At 34.9% G+C, this 21,768-nt stretch carries 26 protein-coding genes; 24 read left to right on the top strand and 2 right to left on the bottom strand.

All coding sequences use genetic code 11. The annotated features are described in order from the left end of the window. Nucleotides 1–93: 93 nt before the first annotated feature. From GGQ92_RS02255 to GGQ92_RS02240, 4 genes are all read left to right on the top strand, one after another. The gene (locus tag GGQ92_RS02255) at nucleotides 94–471 is read left to right on the top strand and encodes a DUF4430 domain-containing protein (protein WP_184244132.1); all 378 of its coding nucleotides are present in this window, start codon (nucleotides 94–96) and stop codon (nucleotides 469–471) included. A gap of 4 nt (nucleotides 472–475) precedes the next feature. After that, a complete protein-coding gene (locus GGQ92_RS02250; protein ID WP_184244130.1) occupies nucleotides 476–973 on the top strand; it encodes an ECF transporter S component in 498 nt (165 codons plus the stop codon). 170 nt (nucleotides 974–1,143) lie between these two features. Next, the gene (locus GGQ92_RS02245; RefSeq protein ID WP_246383968.1) at nucleotides 1,144–1,686 is read left to right on the top strand and encodes an RNA polymerase sigma factor SigX; all 543 of its coding nucleotides are present in this window, start codon (nucleotides 1,144–1,146) and stop codon (nucleotides 1,684–1,686) included. Then, a complete protein-coding gene (locus GGQ92_RS02240; protein ID WP_184244126.1) occupies nucleotides 1,667–2,854 on the top strand; it encodes a hypothetical protein in 1,188 nt (395 codons plus the stop codon). The genes GGQ92_RS02245 and GGQ92_RS02240 overlap by 20 nt, the downstream gene beginning before the upstream one ends. 129 nt (nucleotides 2,855–2,983) lie before the next feature. Here GGQ92_RS02240 and GGQ92_RS02235 read toward each other — a convergent pair whose 3' ends face one another. Continuing rightward, nucleotides 2,984–3,211 (bottom strand): ferredoxin, encoded by a 228-nt coding sequence (locus tag GGQ92_RS02235; protein WP_184244124.1) that lies wholly within the window; start codon nucleotides 3,209–3,211, stop codon nucleotides 2,984–2,986. A gap of 149 nt (nucleotides 3,212–3,360) precedes the next feature. Here GGQ92_RS02235 and GGQ92_RS02230 point away from each other — a divergent pair, with 149 nt between their 5' ends. From GGQ92_RS02230 to GGQ92_RS02210, 5 genes are all read left to right on the top strand, one after another. Then, nucleotides 3,361–4,410 carry a YpbB family protein gene (locus GGQ92_RS02230; protein ID WP_184244122.1) on the top strand — a complete coding sequence of 350 codons (1,050 nt, stop codon included), beginning with the start codon at nucleotides 3,361–3,363 and terminating at the stop codon, nucleotides 4,408–4,410. Between the two features lies 1 nt (nucleotide 4,411). Continuing rightward, entirely contained in the window at nucleotides 4,412–5,941 is a 1,530-nt protein-coding gene (locus GGQ92_RS02225; RefSeq protein ID WP_184244120.1) for a RecQ family ATP-dependent DNA helicase, read from the top strand. Beyond that, nucleotides 5,934–6,509: a CPBP family intramembrane glutamic endopeptidase gene (locus tag GGQ92_RS02220; protein WP_184244118.1), complete on the top strand. Its 576-nt coding sequence runs from the start codon at nucleotides 5,934–5,936 to the stop codon at nucleotides 6,507–6,509. The genes GGQ92_RS02225 and GGQ92_RS02220 overlap by 8 nt, the downstream gene beginning before the upstream one ends. After that, entirely contained in the window at nucleotides 6,506–6,718 is a 213-nt protein-coding gene (locus tag GGQ92_RS02215) for a hypothetical protein (protein WP_184244116.1), read from the top strand. Before GGQ92_RS02220 ends, GGQ92_RS02215 begins: the two co-directional genes overlap by 4 nt. A 101-nt stretch (nucleotides 6,719–6,819) precedes the next feature. Further along, nucleotides 6,820–7,806, top strand: coding sequence for a YpdA family putative bacillithiol disulfide reductase (locus GGQ92_RS02210; protein ID WP_184244113.1), 987 nt, complete (start codon nucleotides 6,820–6,822; stop codon nucleotides 7,804–7,806). A 185-nt stretch (nucleotides 7,807–7,991) separates the two neighbouring features. Here the strand turns inward: GGQ92_RS02210 and GGQ92_RS02205 are convergent, their stop codons facing one another. Then, complete coding sequence (locus tag GGQ92_RS02205; RefSeq protein ID WP_184244111.1) at nucleotides 7,992–8,951, bottom strand: asparaginase; 960 nt, start codon at nucleotides 8,949–8,951, stop codon at nucleotides 7,992–7,994. 84 nt (nucleotides 8,952–9,035) lie between these two features. Between GGQ92_RS02205 and prsW the strand changes: the two genes are divergently transcribed. The 15 genes from prsW to GGQ92_RS02130 all read left to right on the top strand — a co-directional run bounded on the left by prsW (nucleotide 9,036) and on the right by GGQ92_RS02130 (nucleotide 21,677). Continuing rightward, nucleotides 9,036–9,689 carry a glutamic-type intramembrane protease PrsW gene (gene prsW, locus GGQ92_RS02200; RefSeq protein ID WP_184244109.1) on the top strand — a complete coding sequence of 218 codons (654 nt, stop codon included), beginning with the start codon at nucleotides 9,036–9,038 and terminating at the stop codon, nucleotides 9,687–9,689. Between the two features lie 288 nt (nucleotides 9,690–9,977). Further along, complete coding sequence (sleB, locus tag GGQ92_RS02195) at nucleotides 9,978–11,009, top strand: spore cortex-lytic enzyme (protein ID WP_184244107.1); 1,032 nt, start codon at nucleotides 9,978–9,980, stop codon at nucleotides 11,007–11,009. Between the two features lie 14 nt (nucleotides 11,010–11,023). Next, a complete protein-coding gene (gene ypeB, locus GGQ92_RS02190; protein WP_184244105.1) occupies nucleotides 11,024–12,361 on the top strand; it encodes a germination protein YpeB in 1,338 nt (445 codons plus the stop codon). 111 nt (nucleotides 12,362–12,472) lie between these two features. Next, a complete protein-coding gene (locus GGQ92_RS02185; protein WP_184244103.1) occupies nucleotides 12,473–13,120 on the top strand; it encodes a flagellar brake protein in 648 nt (215 codons plus the stop codon). A 29-nt stretch (nucleotides 13,121–13,149) separates the two neighbouring features. Continuing rightward, the gene (cmk, locus tag GGQ92_RS02180) at nucleotides 13,150–13,815 is read left to right on the top strand and encodes a (d)CMP kinase (RefSeq protein ID WP_184244101.1); all 666 of its coding nucleotides are present in this window, start codon (nucleotides 13,150–13,152) and stop codon (nucleotides 13,813–13,815) included. A 5-nt stretch (nucleotides 13,816–13,820) separates the two neighbouring features. Continuing rightward, a complete protein-coding gene (locus tag GGQ92_RS02175) occupies nucleotides 13,821–14,411 on the top strand; it encodes a lysophospholipid acyltransferase family protein (RefSeq protein ID WP_184244099.1) in 591 nt (196 codons plus the stop codon). Between the two features lie 80 nt (nucleotides 14,412–14,491). Next, entirely contained in the window at nucleotides 14,492–15,640 is a 1,149-nt protein-coding gene (gene rpsA / locus GGQ92_RS02170) for a 30S ribosomal protein S1 (protein WP_425486365.1), read from the top strand. A 63-nt stretch (nucleotides 15,641–15,703) separates the two neighbouring features. After that, on the top strand, nucleotides 15,704–16,384 hold the full coding sequence (locus tag GGQ92_RS02165) for a YphA family membrane protein (RefSeq protein WP_184244097.1): 681 nt from the start codon (nucleotides 15,704–15,706) through the stop codon (nucleotides 16,382–16,384). A 3-nt stretch (nucleotides 16,385–16,387) separates the two neighbouring features. Continuing rightward, complete coding sequence (locus GGQ92_RS02160; RefSeq protein ID WP_184244095.1) at nucleotides 16,388–17,278, top strand: YIEGIA family protein; 891 nt, start codon at nucleotides 16,388–16,390, stop codon at nucleotides 17,276–17,278. Continuing rightward, entirely contained in the window at nucleotides 17,278–17,463 is a 186-nt protein-coding gene (locus tag GGQ92_RS02155; protein ID WP_184244093.1) for a capping complex subunit for YIEGIA, read from the top strand. Before GGQ92_RS02160 ends, GGQ92_RS02155 begins: the two co-directional genes overlap by 1 nt. A gap of 162 nt (nucleotides 17,464–17,625) precedes the next feature. After that, entirely contained in the window at nucleotides 17,626–18,936 is a 1,311-nt protein-coding gene (gene der, locus GGQ92_RS02150; RefSeq protein WP_184244091.1) for a ribosome biogenesis GTPase Der, read from the top strand. 12 nt (nucleotides 18,937–18,948) lie between these two features. Beyond that, nucleotides 18,949–19,989: an NAD(P)H-dependent glycerol-3-phosphate dehydrogenase gene (locus tag GGQ92_RS02145; protein ID WP_184244089.1), complete on the top strand. Its 1,041-nt coding sequence runs from the start codon at nucleotides 18,949–18,951 to the stop codon at nucleotides 19,987–19,989. A gap of 60 nt (nucleotides 19,990–20,049) precedes the next feature. After that, the gene (locus GGQ92_RS02140; RefSeq protein WP_425486364.1) at nucleotides 20,050–20,310 is read left to right on the top strand and encodes a stage VI sporulation protein F; all 261 of its coding nucleotides are present in this window, start codon (nucleotides 20,050–20,052) and stop codon (nucleotides 20,308–20,310) included. A 426-nt stretch (nucleotides 20,311–20,736) separates the two neighbouring features. Beyond that, nucleotides 20,737–20,934, top strand: coding sequence for a DUF2768 family protein (locus GGQ92_RS02135; protein WP_184244087.1), 198 nt, complete (start codon nucleotides 20,737–20,739; stop codon nucleotides 20,932–20,934). Nucleotides 20,935–20,954: 20 nt separating this feature from the next. Further along, nucleotides 20,955–21,677 (top strand): hypothetical protein, encoded by a 723-nt coding sequence (locus tag GGQ92_RS02130; RefSeq protein ID WP_184244085.1) that lies wholly within the window; start codon nucleotides 20,955–20,957, stop codon nucleotides 21,675–21,677. Nucleotides 21,678–21,768 lie beyond the last annotated feature (91 nt).

Here is a 21,768-nt window from a genome sequence, read left to right as displayed (position 1 = left end):
GTTAGTCTAGTTTGATGATAAGTAAGAAAGTAGTTCCATTAAGTGAAAACTAATACTTTACATATAATACAAAACAAAAAGGAGTAGTAAATAATGAAATTCCGTACGATAGCATTCTTGCTATTAATTCTGACTAGTGTATTTGTAGTAGGGTGTAGTTCTGATACTACTACTGAAGATGATATAGAAGTTACGATTACTCTATATGATGAAGTAAATGATACAACGATTGCAAGTGATGATTTGGTAGTACAAGAAGGACAAGTACTACAAGACATACTAGAAGCTAACTATGATGTTGAAGTTCAACAAGGTGGTTTTATCACTTCTATTGAAGGTCATTCACAAAACGAATCGGACAGTATTTTTTGGGTTTTTGAAGTGAATGAGGAAGTTGTTAATGAAGGAGCATCTAGTTACGAAGTACAGGATGAGGATTATATTGAATTTAAATTAATGCAATTTGAGTAAAAAAATGAAAACTTCACAAATAGCTTTTTTATCCGTGTTTGCAGCATTCATTGTCGTAGGTCGAATTATGTTTCAATTTCTACCTAATATCCAACCTGTAACTGTAATGTTGATTTGTTTGGCAATATTTGCTGGTACAAGGTCTGCTGTATTATTGGCGATTATAAGTACATATGTAAGTAATATTTACTTAGGTCTAGGAATTTGGGCAATTTGGCAAATCTTAGGCTGGGTACTTGTTTGTTTAGTATCAGGTCTATTGTCGAAACTATTACGAGAAGCGAATATATATGTGTTTGCATTATTTTGTGGAATAATGGCCTATATTTACGGACTTGTTATCCAAATTGGAACATTTAGCTATACAGGAAATTTTATCGCTTATTACTTAGCTAGTCTCCCATTTGATACAATGCACGCAATCGGTAATATTGGATTTGCTATTGTATTAGGTCCTATCTTGAAGCGAATTTTGCCACGTTATTTACAAACTATACAATAATCCATTCATGTAATTTGAATGGACAATTATATATACCCAACTTTAGACTGCTGAAAATCTCTTACTTAAGATCTCAGCAGTCTTTTATTATCTTTAAATAAATCGATGTAACTTTTTGAAGACATACACGACTAATTAATCGAATGAGGGGGTCTTATAAAGTGGAGACCATGTTCGAAAAAATTTATCATCAATATCATGAAGATATATATCAATATATTTTTTATATGGTGAAAGACAAACAGGAAACAGAAGATATAATTCAAGAGGTTTATATTCGTGTACTTCGCTCTTATCATAGCTTCAACCATGAAAGCTCTGAGAAAACATGGATTTTCTCGATTGCGCGTCATGTTACGTATGATTATTTTCGAAAGTTAAAACGAAAGAGAAATCGGATTGTAGAGTTTTTTAATTGGAGTGAAAAAGGTAATCATATACGAGCTTCTAATAAGACACCGGAAGAAGTAGTGGTGCTATCTGATGAGATTATCCAAATGTATCACTGCCTAGACACATGCACAGCAAATCAAAGAGAGGTAATTATTTTACGGTATTTACAGCAATTATCTATCAAGGAAACTGCAGATATTTTAGGATGGACGGAGAGTAATGTGAAGACTACTCAACATAGAGCGCTTAAAGCTCTAGAGAAATGTATGCAACTACAAGATGAGGGAAGGAGTGGCCACAATGAGAAAACAAACGAATGACAAATCTCAAGTGGAGAAGTATCTAACTCAACTTCCAACTATTAAGGATAAACGGAGTAAATCTGGAATATATCATAGAATGGAACATCAACTTCAACAGAAAAATAAGTCTTCTTTATGGAAAAAGAAAAGATGGATACCGATAGTAGCAGTTCTAAGTCCGATAGTAATTTTATTTATTATCGTTCAAACGGTCAACCTCCAACAGTTAGACTCGAATTCTTCTGGAGAAGTTACGTCAGAAGCATATGATAGTGGTGAAGGCATTGAAATAGAAGAATCCATTGACTTATTTGAGTCTAATGAAATTCGAGAAAATCTGATAGAAGATGATGAAGTAGCAGACCTAAGGGAAGTTACCGATTTCAACTATCTATTAATGGACATGACGGAATTGGATACGACTTCTATCGTAACAATACCTTTTGTTACGCATCAACAACAGACAGTTATTCCTATTCATATCCTTGCTAGAGCAGATGAACAAACAATCACTCAACTTCTTGATCGACTTAACAAAGATATGAAATTCGATGAATATGGAGTTAATCCATCTCCGTTACAGGGGATTTCTATCCCACTAACTAATAATGATACTAAGGTTAACATTCATTTAACAGAGGATTCTAAATCGATGTACACAAGTACGAATTTATATCTATTTGAACAAGCATTACATTATTTTTACCAACATAGTAATGTGGAGTATGTGCAAATAGAAGGAAATCAATTTGTTAAAGATCAATATAATCATGGAACGTTGCCGATTAGACAAATAACTAATCATCCGGTTAAAGTGTACAGAAGTGGATTAAATTCTCTGTTAGTGCCGGTGCTACATGAGAGCTTTACGACAATAAACGAAGCTTTAGAGGAAATGAAAGAGGACGAAGAAAGTTTTCATATTTACCATACTATCCCTAAGCAAGCAACGATAGACACGAATGAAATTAGTAATCAACACGTCAAAATCGAGCTTTTTACTGAAGACATAACGAATAACCAACAAACTGTATGGATGATAGAGTCTATTATCGCAACAGCTGCTCTTTTTGGCTATGATCTTGTCACCCTAGATATCGGTATTGATTTCGTAGGTAAATATGATTTAACAAAACCAATTCATACGAAAAAGGTGTTAAATTATATACCTTTAGCGAACGAATAACGATCAATTGATACGATGATTAGAAGTATTATTGCATCACCAACTTTGGATAGAAAAAAAGTGCCAGCAGTAAGCAATCACAACTTTTAGCTGGCACTTTATATGATTATAAAAATTAGTGCTTATCAATTATTCTGTCTGTTCCCATCTAATTTTTACTGATTCCGTTGGACAGCCTTCCTGTGCATCTATGACATCCTCTACATATTTAAATGGTACTTCTTCTGTACCTTTATTATCCCCTAACAAAGAAAAAGCAATTCCTTCATCGTCATAATCGTATATAGAAGGTGCTGTTGCGCCACATACACCACAAGCAATACAGGTCTCTTGATTGATCCATGTGTATAAAGCCATACTATTTCTTCCTTTCTGTTAACCTCCTATATTTTAGCATGTAATTGTATGTTCACCAAAATGAAGCAACTTTCGATATTACTAAAATACTGTTAGAATAGTAATAGTAGGTATACTAGTTTACTATTTTGTATTTGGGGTGTTTGTAATTGTTCGATTATTTACTTTTGTTAAGTATACAGAAAATACAAGCTCAGCGCACTATATCTAGCATTTATCATTTATTAAAGGGTAAAAAATCTATTCAAACAATTCAAGACAGCTATTTATTTAACCTCTCCTTTCTGTTTGGCGTTTATTCCAAACTAGAACGAAGAGATTTTGATGAAGCAATCCTCCAATTACATAAACGTCACTATTTGCTTTTCTTAGATAATGAGAATATAGCTACTTTAACAGATGAGGGTGCAAAGTATCTAGAACAACTTGAACGTAAGTATACCCCACTTTATTTTGATGGAATGAAGTATGATAAACAACCAGAAAAGTTATTACAAATTATCTATTTATTAACTCAAACAACTACCTACTTGGCTTCAAACCAAAATCGCTTTCTGCCTATCATAGACGATATGAATGCACAAAAGGCAGTGAAAAAATATCTTAAAGAAACCAATATCTCGATGGAAGAGACGGTAATAAACATCTATCAAGATTTAAAACAGGCGCTAACTATTTTTCCTACTACTACTTCTGAAATGATAGTAGACACATTGACCACTCCGAGACAAACGGGGCTAACTAGTTTTCAATTAGCAGACAAGTATTCAATGTCTACAGATGATATTCATTTACATATCATGCATTTCGGGCATTATATCGTACAGCAATCTCATTCTGGTCAATTATTTCAATATTTAACATATTTTCTCGCTAAGGAACAAAGTACAAAGGTATTAACATACTCTGCCAAACAAACTCTAACATTGCTACAGAAAGGTTATTCCCTTACGGAAGTAGCTCATATCCGAAAGCTTAAAATTGCAACGATTGAAGATCATATTATCGAAATTATCTATTGTAACGATTCATTTAATTGGGCAGAATTTTTGTCGGAAGAAATGCTTAGCATGATTTCCACAGTTATTGATAAAACACAAACAGTGAAACTAAAACTATTAAAAAATCAATTACCTGAAGATTTTACTTACTTTCAAATAAAGCTTGGACTGGCACTGTACCATAAAGGAGAAAGATAATATGACCTTTCAATTCGAGACAGAGTTATATAAACATTTTAATCTTACGTCATTTCGAGATGGACAAAGAGAGGTAATCGAGCATGTAATGAATCGTAAAGATGTACTTGCTGTAATGCCAACTGGAACAGGCAAATCCCTTTGCTATCAACTACCTTCGAAATTACTACCAAATCCCGTAGTTGTAATCTCTCCCTTATTATCACTTATGTTTGATCAAGTGAAGAAATTAAAAGCAACAGGGTATAAACAGGTAGTTGCGATAAATAGCATGATGGACTATCAGCAAAGAAAAACAGTCTTACGTCAATTACAATTCTATAAGCTAATTTATGTGTCGCCTGAAATATTTCAAAGTCAAGAAGTACTCTCTGCTGTACAAAAAGTTCAGCCCAGCCTACTAGTTATTGATGAAGCCCACTGTATTTCTCAATGGGGCCATGAATTCAGACCTGACTATTTACGGTTAAAGCACATTCATGAATCGATTGGTAAGCCACCATTATTAGCGTTAACCGCTACTGCAACACCAGATGTTCAGAAGGATATTGTAGATTACCTACAAATGAATCAACCAGTAAAGGTTATATTTCCAATCGACAAGCCTAACTTATCATTTGTAGTAGAAAAGATAAACCATCCTAATGATAAGATAAATAGACTGATTGCCCTACTAGAAGAGCATCCCGTGCCTACGATGATTTACTTTTCAAGTCGGAAAGCAGCGGAACATACTGCAGCTGTTCTTCAACATTCTTTGAATATAGCTGTGGGATACTATCATGGGGGTTTATCAACAGAGGATCGAATGCTCATACAAGAACAATTTATGCGAAATGAATTAACTGTCATTTGTTGTACAAGTGCTTTTGGCATGGGTATTGATAAACCGGATATACGTCAAGTAATTCATTATCATATTCCTACACAGGTGGAGTCCTTTATTCAAGAAGTCGGTAGAGGAGGACGTGACGGTTTACCAGCGTTAAGTATTGCATTTTATCATCCGTCTGATATACACGTCTCAAGAAATCTTTTAATGAACGAACTACCTAGTCTTCCTTCTATTAAGCATTTCATTCAATTTATTTTTACAAACAGACCTTCCTATCAACTTGTAGAAGATTATATTCGTAACAATGAAGATTTAAAAGAAACTCATGAACGATTTCTTTTTTACCACCTTGAAAAATATGGTATCTTAAAAAATAAGAAAATAGATGCTAGTGATGTTATAAAGGAAGAACTCTTTCTTTATTTTGAGACTATTATTAAGGAACGCATGGATTATAAGCATGAAAAGTTGATAGAGATGATTAGCTTAGTAGAAACCGATAAGTGTCGACGAGAAGCACTATTTCAAACCTTCCAAGAAACCGTTCAAAAACCTGATAAGAACTGTTGTAATAACTGTGGGTTTGATTGGAGAAAATGGAAACCAGTTAACAGAAAACTAAAGGTGGTCCAAAAATACTCATGGGAGCAAAGGCTATCATTTATAATGCTACAGGATGTATTAACAAATGAATAAACAGAGAATTATCATTCAAGAAATGACGAGTCGAGAACTAAAAAATCAAGTATGGCTAACTCAAATGATTTGGGTAATAATTAATACAGTATTACTCATTTTTTTAGTAGATATAGCGGAATTCATTGCGCTATTCGATTGGGATTTAACTGAAATTGTATTATATGGTTGCTTAATTGGTCTACTTATTTCCATTATTAATAGTTGGATGATTCAAGTATTTCCTAAGGAAACATGGGATGATGGAGGAATAAATGAAAAAGTATTTCGAGAAGGAAGTAAACTAGAAATTGTATTACTATGTCTTGTAATCGCGGTAATGGAAGAGATTTTATTTCGTGGAATCATTCAATCTGTATTTGGATATTGGATTGCGAGTTTACTATTTGTAGTTGTTCATTTCCGTTATTTAAAGAAGCCTCTACTATTAGTATCTATTATATTTTTGAGCTTTGGGATAGGGTATATTTTTATCTATACCTCAAATTTATTAGTCGTTATCGCATTACATTTTGTATTAGATGTAACACTAGCATTAAGAATAAGACGTAAAGGAGAATGGGGATGAAATACGAAAAACAAGATCAAGCTTCTTCATTACGTAACCAAGTAGAACAAACAAAAAATGAAGAGATAGTCAACCTTCCACCTCGAAGTGAAGTCCATGCTAAAAAGAAGGGGAAAATGCATGTTAAGTTCTCATTCCCGGTTATAAGAATTACTTTACTTTCGGTTTTCATAGCCATTATTATTTTGTTTATATTTATTTTTAATTAACGTATTACAGGAAGCAGGCAACTTCTTTCACCAGATGAATGAAAAGTGATAATATGATTTATAGTTTGCGTTAATATGCAAAAATTAGAGGAGTGAATATTGTGCAACATGAGAAGGTAATTATCGTTGGAGCAGGGCCTTGTGGTATGTCTGCGGCCATCGAATTACAAAAAGTTGGTATTGATCCATTAATTATTGAAAAAGGGAATATTGTTCATTCTATCTATCAATATCCTACCCATCAGACCTTTTTCAGTTCAAGCGAGAAACTAGAGATAGGGGATGTCGCTTTCGTTACTGAAAAACCTAAACCAGTAAGAAACCAGGCATTGTCCTATTATCGAACTGTTGCTGTTCGTAAAAATCTCCGTATCCATAATTTTGAAGAAGTTAAATCCATTGAAAAAAATGAGAACCAATTTAAGCTTACAACACGAAACCAATGGAACGAGGAACAATTGTATACGGCTGAATATGTTATTTTAGCAACAGGTTATTACGGTCAACCAAATATGATGGGAGTAAAAGGTGAAGAGCTACCAAAGGTGAGTCATTACTTCAAAGAAGCCCATCCTTATTTTCGTAAAAATGTAGCCATCATAGGTGGTAAAAATTCAGCAGTAGATGCAGCAATTGAATTAGAGCGTGCAGGTGCACACGTTACGGTTCTATATAGAGGATCTGACTACTCACCAAGTGTAAAACCTTGGATATTACCTGAATTTGTATCTCTTGTAAAACATGAGAAAATCAAACTCGAATTTAATGCTACAGTAGATGAAATTACTGAAAATGATATTACGTATACAGTTAATCAACATAAAACTACGATAGCAAATGATTTTGTTTTTGCGATGACTGGTTATAAGCCAGATCAAGAATTTCTAAAAAATATTGGGATAACGATTGATAGAAAGACGGGACGTCCTACATTTCATGAGAAAACAATGGAAACCAACATCGAGAATGCCTATATAGCAGGAGTGATTGCTGCAGGCTACGATAATAATGAGATATTTATTGAAAATGGTCGTTTCCACGGGGGAATAATTGCACAATCTATAAAGAACAAAGAAAAAAGTTTGTGATTTGCTCCATAACTTATAAATTATGGATATGAGGCCGAGACAGAAGCATTGAATCATAGTAAATTAAGATACCGAACGATTTGTTAGAATCGGTTCGGTATCTATGCTTTGTGGCAAAGAGTGCCACGTCAAGTCTTACTTAAGCTTGTCGGGGGTGAGCAAGGCGCCTTCGCTTTTCTTATGTGCTATTGGAATGCTTGGACTATTTCTGTTTTACTAGCGTTAATTTCTAAAAGTAATAGTAGTTTTATTCTTGATTTTTGTCCGCTTAGTTCAGTTGAGAATATAGCCCCTTTCTCTTCTAACTCACCACCACCACCTTCATAATAATAAGTAGGTAACACAACTCCTTCCGGACATCTTGAGGTAATTATTACCGGTATTCCTTTATGAATCCAGTCTTCGATAATCGGTGCAACTGAGGGTGGAACATTCCCCTGTCCTAATGCTTCAATTACAATTCCATCAATTTTAGACAAATCTAAGTTCGCAAACAAATCTGTTGTCATACCAACGTAAGTTTTGATGAGTAGTACATTTTTCGTTATGTTACTAACTTGATATGTTACTTGCTGCTTTGCAACCCCGAAAAAGTGAACATTTTGTTGATGAACTCTCCCTATTGGTCCATAATTGATACTCTTGAAAGCATCCAGATTACTCGAGGATTTCTTCATCACATAGTGAGCTTGATGAATCTGATCATTCATTACAACTAGCACGCCTTGTTGATGTGCTTGCTCATGAAGCGCTACATGAATAGCTGATTGCAAATTGTAAGGTCCGTCAGCACCAATTTCGTTGCTCGATCTCATTGCCCCGGTAAAAATGATAGGAATGGATAATGCAACAGTTAAATCAATGAAAAATGCTGTTTCCTCCATCGTATCCGTTCCATGAGTTATGATAATTCCGTCATATTCTTCCGCATTTTTTTCAATTGCTTGCTTTAGTTTCAACATATGTTGAAATGTGATGTGCGGAGAAGGTATTTGAAAGAAATTCCATTCATCGATTGAATAACGTGAGTCGGTGTTTTCTAGACTTTGATGTAGTGGGTGTTCTTCTGTTTCTTTTACTTTCCCCATTTCATCTCTTTCCATGGAGATCGTTCCACCTGTATGAATAATTAGTAATTTTTTCATTTAATGTATGACCTGCTTTCTATTTCTTATGGTACAATTATTATGCCATATTCTTTTTATTGTTAAAAGTAGGTGTTTATTACTATGTTAGCACTAATATCCGCGGCAATAGCGCCAGCTTTTGCTTTATTATCTTTTTTTTACTTAAAGGATGAATACGAGCTTGAGCCTATTTTAGATATATTTCGTAACTTTCTCTATGGTTTTTTATTAGTGTTTCCGATTATGTTTATTCAATTTGCGATGATAGAAGAGCAATTAATTCAGGATGCTGTACTACAGTCTTATTTATTATATGGATTATTAGAGGAATTTTTTAAATGGTTCTTATTTTTATTTGTTACCTTTAAAAACACAAAGTTTCTTACAGCCTATGATGGCATTGTTTATGGAGTCTCTATCAGTCTTGGATTCGCAACCTTTGAGAATATATTATATCTCTTAGCGCATGGCATTGAATTTGCTTTTACACGTGCTCTATTCCCTGTTTCTGCTCATGCTTTATTTGGTGTTATCATGGGGTATTATATGGGAAAAGCTAGCATTCGAGCGAAGAATAAGTATTTTTATTTATTTCTTGCGTTCATTTTACCATTCTTACTACATGGTACGTACGACTACATATTAATCGGGATAGGAAATAAGTGGATATATGGAATTGTTCCATTTATGATTTTTTTATGGGTGTATAGTTTAAGAAAAGTAAAAGTAGCAAATGAAATTAGAAACAATATTTAACAAGTTGTTTAACTCTAGGAAGAGTCCAAACAACTTGTTTTTTTGTGAAAAAATACGAATCGTATCAATTGATCGAGTTCATGTTGCAAAGCCTCTTGAGCTGGTCTATCTCGGATATGAAAATGATTAGAATTTCCTTGTGGGAAAAAATAAATTATGAACAGCATCTAAACACCATTTTCCATATTGAACTTCTGAATTTAGATAATTGTGCATAAAAAAGGGTGATTTATTTCATTCTAATTTTAAACAATGAAATATATGGTTGAGAATTAGTGGAGGGATACTATGAAACGAAAACAATATTTTTTCATACTTATATGTGTCTTACTATCTTTTCTCGTAATTGGAGAAGATGATAATCAAGTCGAGGCGTTCTCTGATCAAATCATCCAACAAGGTGCTGTCGGAGAAGATGTTATTGAGTTACAGGCTAGACTACAATATTTAGGTTTCTATAACGGTAAAATAGATGGAGTATTTGGTTGGGGTACCTATTGGGCGTTACGTAATTTCCAATATGAATTTGGATTAGAAAAGATTGATGGTTTAGGTGGTCAAAAGACGAAAGAAATGTTAGAAAGAGCGAGTGAATACAATAAAAGCTATGTTCACGAGCAGCTTAAACAAGGAAATAAGTTTACACATTATGGCGGTATGCCGCTTGAACATCAAACAAAAAAGCAAGATCCAAAAAAAGAAGCAGGTCAAGGAGAACAAGGTAAGGGCGGTTCAAGTCAACCTGAACAAAAGCGGGAAGAGACACAAGAAGCTCCTCCTGAAAATCAGCCAACAGAAGAACAACAAAATCAAGAAGGAAATCAACAACCAACTAGAGACCAAGAAGAAGCTACACCAGCTCCTCAAGAAGAGGCTCCACCTGCACCTCAAGAAGAGGAGACTGGAGAAAATGCAAACGAAGATGTTGATTTAGAACCAACTGCGGTAAACGTTCCTCAAGGATTCTCACAAAATGATATTAATTTAATGGCAAATGCTGTGCATGGGGAAGCTCGAGGCGAGCCATATGAAGGCAAAGTTGCAGTTGCTGCAGTTATTTTAAATAGACTGGAGAGTCCTACATTTCCTAACACGATTTCAGGTGTAATTTTCGAACCAGCAGCTTTTACGGCTGTTGCAGATGGTCAAATATGGCTTACACCAGATGATTCTGCAAGACGAGCAGTGATTGATGCAATTAATGGATGGGATCCAACCGGTGAAGCAGTATATTACTTTAATCCAGATACTGCGACCAATTCATGGATATGGTCACGACCTCAGATTAAGCGAATTGGTAAGCATATATTCTGTATGTAGAAGGGGGCTAAACAATGATTAGATGGATATTAATTGGAGTGTTATCGTTAGGTATTGCCGGTGTGTCAGTCTGGGGTTACCAAGAACATCAAGATAAGAATGCTATTTTAATTCAAGCGGAAAACACGTATCAGCGTTCTTTTCATGAACTAACCTACAATATTGATTTGCTACATGATACGATAGGTTCTTCTTTGGCGATGAATTCCAGTGAACAGCTATCTCCACAACTTGCAGAGATATGGAGAATTACATCCCTAGCACATAATAATGTCGGTCAGTTGCCTTTAACGTTAATACCTTTTAATAAAACGGAAGAATTTTTGTCGAAAATGGGCGATTTTAGTTATAAGGTTGCTGTTCGAGATTTAAATAAATCCCCGTTATCTGATGAGGAAATTGATACATTACATTCCTTATATGAAATGTCCGGTGAGATTGAGCAAGAATTACGACGAGTTCAAAATATGGCATTGGAAAATAACTTAAGGTGGATGGACGTTCAGCTAGCGTTAGTAAACAATGATGAAACAGCTGACAATACAATCATTGACGGATTTAAAACAGTGGAGAAAACTGTAGAAGGATACTCTGAAGCAAACTTTAATGAAACGTTGTTAGGTGTAAGCACTGCGCCAGATGAAGGTTATAAAACACTAACTGGTAAAGAAATAACCGAGAAAGAAGCAGAGCGTAAAATTCAAAAACTACTCTCTGTTAACGGTGATACAGATATAACGGTAACTGAAACAGGAGAGGGAGCAAATGTTGCTTTATATTCTGGATCGTTTCAAGAGGATGGAGTATCTGGATATGTAGATATTAGTAAAAAGGGTGGTCATCCATTTACCGTAATGGTTAGTAGGGAATTAAATGATGCAGAAATCAGCCTACATGATGCTCTAAATAAGGCAGATGAGTATATGGAAGAGCAAGGTTTCTCGAATTTTTCACTCTTAGCTAGTAATCAATACGATACGGTTGGTGTCTTTCATTATATACCGGAGGAAGACAATGTATTAATCTATCCAGATGCAATTCAAATTAAAGTGGCGTTAGATAATGGTGATGTACTAGGTTTTGTAGCAAAAGACTACTATCAAAACTATAAAAAAAGAGAAATACCTGAACCAGGTGTGTCAGAAGATGAGGCATTAAAGCAGGTGAATCCGAATTTAGAGATACAAGATAAGCATATGGGCATAATCAAGAATGATATGGGGGAAGAAATACTAGCCTATGTTTTCCTTGGAACTTTAAACGATGATACGTATAAAATATTCATTAACGCTTCTGACGGTAGCGAAGAGAGAGTAGAAAAACTTAAAAAAGCGGAAATGAAATATTCTTAAAACGCAACTAATATAATATTTAATCGATGAGTGGGGATTTTTTTCCCCTCTCTTTATTTTTTGTGATAATATAAAGACAGATAATAAAACGGGGAGAGAGAGGAAGGCGCGTTGATAACTGTTGGAAAAACACTTCAATTAACTTTATCTAATGATTTAGAAACCGTCTATAGATGTAGGGTCATTGACTTGAGAGATGAAACTATAATAGTAGACATTCCAATTAACCAAGAAACAAATCGGCAATCAATTTTTGATATCAATTCCATTGTCGATGTAAGTTTTTCTCACCAAGATGCCGTATATAGATTTCCTAGTATCATCTTAAAAAAGAATATTTCAGATAAGGTACCATGGATGGCTCTTTCCTACTTTCCAGATCGATTACAGAAAATACAGCGGCGAGAGTACATACGGGTAGAAACCATTTTAGATGTGTCTGTCCATTTCCCGAATGGCGAATTAGCAGACTTCGTAACTGTTACACATGATTTAAGTGGGGGTGGATCGGCACTATTAGTTGATAAGAGTATGAAAATACCTAAAAAGGTCGAGGTAGATCTCTTATTTATCCTGCCTTTAAAGGGAGAAATAGAATACGTTCCTGTTTATGGAGAAACCGTGAGAATTGTGGAGCGTAAAGAGGAAAAAAATATTTTATCGATTAAATTTAACAACATGACACAAGAGGATCAGCAAAAAATCATTCAATATTGCTTTCAAAAACAACTGGCAGATCATAAAAAGGGTCTCGTTTGACGTGTTATTGTTAAAAGGAAGGTGCAACAATGGTGAAAGAAATCGCAGTAGCTATCGATGGTCCAGCAGCAGCAGGTAAAAGTACGGTTGCTAAGCAGGTAGCTAAAGAATTAGGGTATACGTATATTGATACAGGTGCGATGTATCGCTCTATTACATTCGCAGCATTAGAATCAAAAGCAGATCTCAATAATGAAGAGAAGCTATTAGACGTATTACATCAAATGGATTTAGAAATGAATGAAAAACTGCAAGTGTTTATTAACGGAAGAGACGTTACGAATGAGATACGTTCGGAAGAGGTATCAAGAAATGTTTCAAAAGTAGCATCCTATGCAAGCATACGAAAAGAAATGGTCAGAAGGCAACAATTAATGGCCAAGAAGCGTGGGGTAGTTATGGATGGTAGAGACATCGGCACACATGTAATTCCAGATGCAGAGGTTAAAATCTTCATGATTGCATCCGCAGATGAGCGTGCTAAAAGAAGACATAAAGAAAATAAAGAAAAAGGATTTCCATCCGACTTTAACCAATTGAAAAAGGAAATAGAAGAACGTGATCGTTTGGATATGGAGAGGGAAGTCTCACCTTTAAAAAAGGGTGACGATGCAATCGAATTAGATACTACTTCCTTATCTATTCGGGAAGTTGTAGAAGAAATCATGCAAATTATAAAGAGGTACAAGGGGTAAACATTATGAGTTTTTATAGTTTTGCGAGAGGTCTCGTAGCAATTGTGTATAAAATGAAATTCAAAATCACTGTAGTAGGTAAAGAAAATATACCATCTACAGGTCCTGTTATTATTTGTGCAAATCATATCTCTAATTATGATCCACCATTAGTTGGAATAACAACGTCTCGTCACATACACTTCCTAGCAAAAGAAGAGTTGTTTTCTAATAAAATAATAGGCGCAATCTTAAAGAAAGTAAATGCATTTCCTATTAAACGAGGAATGAGAGATCGAAATGCTTTAAGACAAGGTTTACAAGTTTTAAAAGAGGGAAATGTTTTAGGGCTGTTTCCAGAGGGTACTAGAAGTAAAACAGGAGAATTAAAAAGAGGATTGGCCGGGGCAGGGTTCTTTGCACTTCGCTCCAAAGCACAAATAATACCATGTGCAATTATTGGTAGCTACGAATCAAAAAAATTGTTGGTTGTGTATGGAAAAGCAATGGAAATGGACGCTTTCAGAGAAGAAAAGGCAAATGCACAAGACGTAACGGATGCTATCATGGCTGAAATAAAAAAATTGCAAGAGAATCATCCGTTCGAAACAATATAACTTGACAAATGTAGCTAAATGTAAGAAGTTAGAAAAAAGTACTTTAACAGTTTTGTTGGAAATTGAAGGAGGTCTTTATCGTGGAAGAAATGAATCAAGAAATGTCTAATATCAAAGAACTTTCAGTAGGAGACATAGTGAAAGGGAAAGTTGTAAAAGTAGAAGAAAAACATGCTTTAGTCGACATTGGATATAAAGTTGAAGGCATCGTACCTATTAGTGAACTTTCTCCTGTTAGAATTGAGACAGCAAGCGACGTTGTTTCAGAAGGGGATGAATTAGATCTTTTTGTGAAAAAAATTGATGATGAAGAGATTGTTCTTTCCAAAAAAGCAGTTGCAGCTGAAAAAGCATGGGAAGAACTACAAACAATCTTCGATAACAACGAAACGTTAAAAGCAACTGTAAAAGATATTGTAAAAGGTGGACTTGTAGTTGATGTAGGTGTAAGAGGATTCATACCAGCTTCACTTGTTGAAAACTACTATGTAGAAGACTTTAGTGATTATAAAGACAAGGAACTAACATTAAAAGTAGTTGAACTAGATAAAGAACAAAATAGAGTAATCTTATCGCATCGTGCGGTAATTGAAGAAGAAGCAGGAAAGCAAAAAGAAGAAATTTTAAATAGTTTAGAAGAAGGACAAGAGATTAACGGTACAGTCCAAAGAATTACCGACTTTGGTGTATTCGTTGATATCGGCGGTATTGATGGTTTAGTACATATTTCACAACTTGCACATAACCATGTTGAGAAAGCTTCCGATGTTGTATCAGAAGGGGATTCCCTTAAAGTAAAAGTATTATCTGTTGATAAAGACAATGAGCGCATTTCTTTATCGCATAAAGCTACTTTACCAGGTCCATGGGATAATGTCGCGTCAAAAATTTCTGTGAATGACGTTGTTGAAGGAACAGTAAGACGTTTAGTAGGCTTTGGCGCATTTGTTGAAGTACTCCCTGGAGTAGAAGGATTGGTACACATTTCTCAAATATCTACAGAGCATATCGGAACACCTATGGAAGTACTTGAAGTAGGGCAAGAAGTAAAAGCAAAAGTATTAGAGGTAAACGAGAGTGAAAAACGTATATCTCTAAGTATAAGAGAAATAGAAGAAGAGCAAGACAGAGCAGAAAGAAAACAATATGAATCCGATGAAGATTCTAGCGGATTCCAACTCGGAGATATGATTGGCGATCAGTTAAGCAAGTATCGAAATAACAACTAATAACTATATATTGCGACTATTAAAGGCTTTGTTTATCAGTTTCTGATAGGCAAAGTCTTTTTTTTGCTTCATGTCCTAGTACATGATCATTTCCAAAAATATTTTACATATATGGGTCTATTCCGTGAGCGCGAAGGCAATAATAGTGGTGGTGATGGTATGTACAGTTATTTTTATCTTTGGGCAGTTTGGATTTTGTGGGTAATGGTTGCATTTTATTTGCCAAAAAGTGTTTTTCGTACGATTTCATTTGTAAGTGTATTATTGTTACTAATCAGCTTTCGTTATAATCATCTGTTTGCTGTAGAATTGCCTTTCCTTATATTAATGATCTATTCATTCATTTTATTATGGATATTCCGAATAAGCTGGCGAAAGTATATTCAACTAATACTCTTATCACTTTTATATGCTACCTATATGTTATGGGCCTTGCTAAGTCCTATTTTTGATATATTAACTTTTTTTATTATTGGAATAGCAATAGGTTTTCTCTATTTACAATATATTGGTGAGTCATTAATTGAAAAATTAATTATCTGGAATATCGGGCTGTTAATCGGACACTTTATATATAGTGTGGTTTTAAATTATTATGGCCTTGGTTTGAACCGTAATGATTTATATTTTTGGAATCTACACACAGCTGTATTACTGTTATTAGCCATGCACAGTCTCTGGCTAAAAGGATTAGAAGCAATCGAGCAACTAGAGAGAAATTTAAACAGAAAAAAAGAGGTGTGATCAATGAATGAATATACATACCCTATATTAATCGGTGTCTTAGTTGGTACTCTTTTTAGGATATTTATGTTAAAAACGGACTATCGACAATACCCAACATACCTACATGGTAAAATTATTCATATTGCGTTAGGGTTTATTGCGGCTAGTCTAGGAGCAGTTGCTGTACCAGCAATTATGGAAAAAGAGTTTACAGCAGTTACTTTTTTAACAATTGCAGCTTCTCAATTTCGAGAAGTGCGAAATATGGAAAGAAATACGCTCTCAGAAATGGACAGCTTTGAGCTAGTACCTAGAGGGAAGACCTATATAGAAGGAATAGCAATTGCTTTCGAGAGTCGAAATTATTTAGTGATTTTCACATCACTACTTACGACCCTAGCTTATTTAGTATTCGGCATATATGTTACCGTCATCGTAGCTGTTATTTGTTTCTTTTTATGCCAACGATTAATGAGCGGTTCCACTATCGGTCAAATTGTGGATATAGAACATGCCGATGTTAGTTTCGATGGTGCAGGAATGTATGTAGATAATATATATATTATGAATATTGGTTTACCTGAGAGACAGAAGGAGATCTTGAAATATGGGATGGGCTTTATCTTAAAACCAAAATCATTTGATGTAAGGTCTACCATTGCTAATTTAGGTCAGAGACAGGCAATTTTGCATGACGTGTCTGTGTCACTTGGAGTTTTTAGAGATTCAGGTACACCAGCATTAGTGCCACTTATAAAGCGTGATTTAGATGATGGACGAATTGGTGTTTTTATTTTACCGCAAGATAAAGATGTAGAAAAGGCAATGAAAGTTATTAGTGCTGTACCAGTACTTGAAAATGCTATACGCATGCCGTCTGAATCGAAAGCGCACAAAAAGGAGGGAAGCTAATGGAGCTAAATAAAGCAATTTTAGCTACCATTACTACTAATTCGACTAAGGTAATGCCGGGCTCACCAATTTTTGTTTGTGAAACAAAGGACGAAATGGATAAAGTGGCTGCTAATTTGGAAGCAATTCTAGATGGGATAAGTCATGCGTTAAGTGATGAAATTTATATAATTGTTAGGCATTAATCGACTATAATTTTATTATGTAAACAAGCGATAAAAAACGTAATGCTACGATACGCATTGTTTGTTTAGGCTATAACTTGTTTTATTATCTATAGTTATGGTAATTTAATAACGTATCAAAGTATATCAATTCATTGATAGAGATAGAAAGGATGTGCCTTCATGAGAAACTCTGTTGTTGCCATCGTTGGAAGGCCAAATGTAGGGAAATCCACTATATTTAATCGGCTAGTAGGTGAACGAATTTCAATTGTAGAAGATATACCAGGAGTTACGCGGGACAGAATATACTCTTCCGCTGAGTGGTTAAACGTTAGCTTTCGACTAATCGATACAGGCGGTATTGAAATAGGTGATGAGCCTATTCTTGTTCAAATTAGAGAACAAGCATCTGTAGCAATTAGAGAAGCAGATGTTATTATCTTCCTAGTTAACGGTAGAGAGGGCGTAACAGCTGCAGATGAAGAAGTTGCAAAAATATTATATAAATCCAATAAACCAGTTGTACTAGCGGTTAATAAAATTGACAATCCTGAAATGAAGGAACAAATGTACGAGTTTTATTCATTAGGTTTTGGTGATCCATATCCAATCTCAGGTACACACGGACTTGGGTTAGGGGATTTATTAGACGCAGTTGTTGAACTATTTCCAGAGCATGAGAATGAAGATGAAAAGGAAGATACGATCCATTTTAGCCTAATTGGAAGGCCGAATGTCGGAAAATCATCATTGGTTAATGCTCTCTTAAACGAGCAACGAGTGATTGTAAGTAATGTTGCAGGTACAACTCGTGATGCGATTGATACAAGCTTCAATCGAGATGGCCAGGATTATGTTATCATCGATACAGCAGGTATGAGAAAACGAGGAAAAATCTATGAAACTACTGAAAAATACAGTATACTACGCGCGTTAAGAGCTATCGAAAGATCGGATGTTGTTCTTCCTTTAATTGATGCGGATACCGGAATTATTGAACAAGACAAAAAAATTGCAGGATATGCTCATGAAGCGGGTAGAGCAGTCGTTATCGTTGTGAATAAATGGGATACGATTGATCAACACGATAAAGCAATAAAAGAATTTGAAGAAAAAATTCGCGCACACTTTCCGTTTCTTGATTATGCTCCTATTGTATTTCTTTCTGCGAAAACAAAGAGGAGATTGCACACCCTTTTACCGGAAATAGACATCGCTAGTGAAAATCATAGTAAAAGAATTGAAACAAACGTATTAAATGACGTCATTATGGATGCACTTGCAGTTAGTCCTCCACCAACGAAACATGGTAAAAGATTGAAGGTTTTATATGCAACACAAGTATCTGTAAAACCGCCAACATTCGTTGTCTTTGTTAATGACCCTGAATTAATGCATTTTTCTTATGAGCGATTTTTGGAGAATAAAATACGAGAAGCATTTGGTTTTGAGGGAACCCCGATTAAAATATTTGCTAGAAAACGTAATTAGAGGAGATGGAAAATGAGTAAAATAACTGTACTCGGTGCTGGAAGTTGGGGAACTGCTCTAGCACTTGTTTTATGTGATAATCAACACCAAGTTACACTTTGGACACATAATTCTGAACAAAAGTTACAGCTCGAGAAGGATAGAGTGAATAATAAATATTTACCAGGTGTTTCTCTCCCTAATTCCTTGCACATATCGGATAATTTAAATCAATCTGTTGACGAGGCAGATGCCATTTTATTAGTTGTTCCTACGAAAGCAATTCGCAACGTTTGTAAACAGTTAAACGCAATATTAGATAAACCTACATTAATTATCCATGCCTCAAAGGGGATTGAGCCGGATACACACTTACGAATTTCAGAAATGATTCGGGAAGAACTTGATGAGAGCCAAATAAAGGATATTGTTGTATTGTCTGGACCAAGTCACGCGGAAGAGGTTGGATTGCGGCACCCAACTACAGTTACCGCTGCTTCAGAAATCAAGGATACAGCTAAAACAACTCAAGAGCTGTTTATGAATAGCTATTTTCGTGTTTACACAAGTACAGATGTAATTGGAGTAGAGCTAGGGGGCGCACTGAAGAATATTATTGCACTCGGTGCAGGTATATCTGATGGACTAGAGTATGGAGACAATGCGAAAGCAGCACTTATCACGAGAGGTTTAGCAGAAATAACACGACTTGCAACCAATCTCGGAGCTAATCCGTTAACATTTATCGGTCTCTCAGGAGTAGGCGATTTAATCGTAACATGTACGAGTGTACATAGTCGAAATTGGCGTGCTGGTAATTTATTTGGAAAAGGTATGAATATTGATGAAGTAGAGGAAGAATTAGGTATGGTTGCTGAAGGAATAAGGACAACCAAGGCTGTTTTCCAACTCGCAAACAAGATAAATGTAAAAATGCCAATTACACAAGGGATTCATACTATTATTTTTGATGATGAGGAACCGAAAAAAGTAGTAGATTATCTTATGAAGCGAGCTCCCACCAATGAAATGGACGATATATCCGAAATGCTTCGAACACGACTTTCGGATTAACTGTTTACTTTCTTCTTGCATAACATAAATAGAACGATATTATGCAAGGAGGAAAACAAAGTGACGGACCAGAATAATAAAATGTTTGACCAAATTTCTAAAAAAACGAATATGAAGCCGGATGATATTTTAAAAGTTGCTCAGTCTGTACAAAATGCCGATTTTTCGGATCAGAAAACAGTACGGCAGCTTGTAAAACAATTATCTCAAATGACAGGTAAACCTGTTTCCAAACAAAAAGAAGATAAAATTGTTCAAGCTATAACAAATAATAATCTTCCAAAAGACATGAATACTCTTACTAAGTTATTTAAACAATAAATCATCTAGGCACTTGAGGATACAAGCAACCATTGCAATGCATATGATAAAACGCACGAGTTATTCATATTAGGGTGTTAGGGTATTTATTTAGTCAAACCGGATGAGAGAGCCCCCCTCTCTATCCGGTTATTTCTTTATTTATACGAGATATTAACTACGACTTTTACTCGGATAGACAAAAATATGAATTCAGTTAAACCAGTATAGGAAGACCTACATAATTGTAACTGATTCGACAAGATGCAGAGTGAGTTTTACTAATATCTATGTTATAATAGCATAGGATTTTGAACATTTTATAAATATCAGATCAGTACCTTGAATTACTAGGAATACTCTGGTGTAATTGCTTTTCTTAACAAGCTTTAAAAGGAAATGATACTTACATATTAATTTTTATATAAATAGAAAGGATGAGAAATATTGTCTGTTTCCATGATGATGATGTGGGTCTCATTTGCTGGAATGGGAGCCTTGATTTTTGCAATTCTTTTAATCTTATTAAGTAGGTATAAATTGAAAGGTGTACTTGCTAATATAACCGCTTTAATTGCTTATTTATTCTTAATAGTTGGTAGTTTAATTATTGCATTCGTAGTCTTTAGTGGACCAACCGCATAGTTTAGGAGGAAAGATGTATCATGACGAAAAAAAGTGTTACAGCTTATCTAGTTTTAAGCCTATTACTACTAGCAGGTTGTATGTACCCTGAAGAAAATCTATCTAAAAACCAAATCACTAACGATGAACAACTTGTTATCGTTCAACAAGCTGTTAATCAATACGCTGAACAAACAGGTGGACTCCTACCTATTGTAACGAAGGATAGTGATACACCGATATATCAAAAATATGTGATTGACTTTTCGTTATTAAAACAAAGAAGTTTACTAGCTGAAATTCCTGGCTCGGCATTTGAAAGTGGTGGTACCTATCAATACGTTTTAATAGACGTTGAGACGGACCCAACGGTAAAAGTGATAGACCTACGCATTTCAAATGAACTTCGAGAAATACAACAACGATTATCGATGTTTAGAGCAGAGCACACATACCCACCTTACGGAAAGAAAATTGATCAATATGTGTACTCACTAGACTATAAAGAATTAAATTTAGACACAGACCCTTATGTGAAAAGCCCCTATACGGGGGATAACTTACCTGTATACATTACTACCGAAGGCGATCTAATCATTGATTATCGCTCTGATATTTATCGAATCATGCAAGAAAATGATTATGAATACGAAGAAGGAGATGACATACGTCAACTCTTAACAGACCATTTCCCGATTGTGCCAGCGTATAGTGTACCGTATACAATAAAAGAGGGTGAGCCGGTTTTTGCTAATGATTTATAAAAACTTTTAAGCTCTTATATATAATAGGAATAACTCATTGACTATTGCGTATAGATTAGTAATGAAATAATTTACTTTCATTATTACTATG

It is taken from the genome of Gracilibacillus halotolerans, from assembly GCF_014206945.1.
GTDB lineage: Bacteria > Bacillota > Bacilli > Bacillales > Amphibacillaceae > Gracilibacillus > Gracilibacillus halotolerans.
Note: the sequence above shows the minus strand (reverse complement) of the source record. Positions and strands in the feature narration are given on the sequence as shown.

Excerpts from the sequence above, each read along its gene's own strand:
- GGQ92_RS02255 (WP_184244132.1), top strand. The coding sequence starts at position 94 with ATGAAATTCCGTACGATAGCATTCTTGCTATTAATTCTGACTAGTGTA.
- GGQ92_RS02250 (WP_184244130.1), top strand. The coding sequence starts at position 476 with ATGAAAACTTCACAAATAGCTTTTTTATCCGTGTTTGCAGCATTCATT.
- GGQ92_RS02245 (WP_246383968.1), top strand. The coding sequence starts at position 1,144 with ATGTTCGAAAAAATTTATCATCAATATCATGAAGATATATATCAATAT.
- GGQ92_RS02240 (WP_184244126.1), top strand. The coding sequence starts at position 1,667 with ATGAGAAAACAAACGAATGACAAATCTCAAGTGGAGAAGTATCTAACT.
- GGQ92_RS02235 (WP_184244124.1), bottom strand. The coding sequence starts at position 3,211 with ATGGCTTTATACACATGGATCAATCAAGAGACCTGTATTGCTTGTGGT.
- GGQ92_RS02225 (WP_184244120.1), top strand. The coding sequence starts at position 4,412 with ATGACCTTTCAATTCGAGACAGAGTTATATAAACATTTTAATCTTACG.
- GGQ92_RS02220 (WP_184244118.1), top strand. The coding sequence starts at position 5,934 with ATGAATAAACAGAGAATTATCATTCAAGAAATGACGAGTCGAGAACTA.
- GGQ92_RS02215 (WP_184244116.1), top strand. The coding sequence starts at position 6,506 with ATGAAATACGAAAAACAAGATCAAGCTTCTTCATTACGTAACCAAGTA.
- GGQ92_RS02205 (WP_184244111.1), bottom strand. The coding sequence starts at position 8,951 with ATGAAAAAATTACTAATTATTCATACAGGTGGAACGATCTCCATGGAA.
- prsW (WP_184244109.1), top strand. The coding sequence starts at position 9,036 with ATGTTAGCACTAATATCCGCGGCAATAGCGCCAGCTTTTGCTTTATTA.
- sleB (WP_184244107.1), top strand. The coding sequence starts at position 9,978 with ATGAAACGAAAACAATATTTTTTCATACTTATATGTGTCTTACTATCT.
- ypeB (WP_184244105.1), top strand. The coding sequence starts at position 11,024 with ATGATTAGATGGATATTAATTGGAGTGTTATCGTTAGGTATTGCCGGT.
- cmk (WP_184244101.1), top strand. The coding sequence starts at position 13,150 with ATGGTGAAAGAAATCGCAGTAGCTATCGATGGTCCAGCAGCAGCAGGT.
- GGQ92_RS02175 (WP_184244099.1), top strand. The coding sequence starts at position 13,821 with ATGAGTTTTTATAGTTTTGCGAGAGGTCTCGTAGCAATTGTGTATAAA.
- GGQ92_RS02160 (WP_184244095.1), top strand. The coding sequence starts at position 16,388 with ATGAATGAATATACATACCCTATATTAATCGGTGTCTTAGTTGGTACT.
- GGQ92_RS02155 (WP_184244093.1), top strand. The coding sequence starts at position 17,278 with ATGGAGCTAAATAAAGCAATTTTAGCTACCATTACTACTAATTCGACT.
- der (WP_184244091.1), top strand. The coding sequence starts at position 17,626 with ATGAGAAACTCTGTTGTTGCCATCGTTGGAAGGCCAAATGTAGGGAAA.
- GGQ92_RS02145 (WP_184244089.1), top strand. The coding sequence starts at position 18,949 with ATGAGTAAAATAACTGTACTCGGTGCTGGAAGTTGGGGAACTGCTCTA.
- GGQ92_RS02130 (WP_184244085.1), top strand. The coding sequence starts at position 20,955 with ATGACGAAAAAAAGTGTTACAGCTTATCTAGTTTTAAGCCTATTACTA.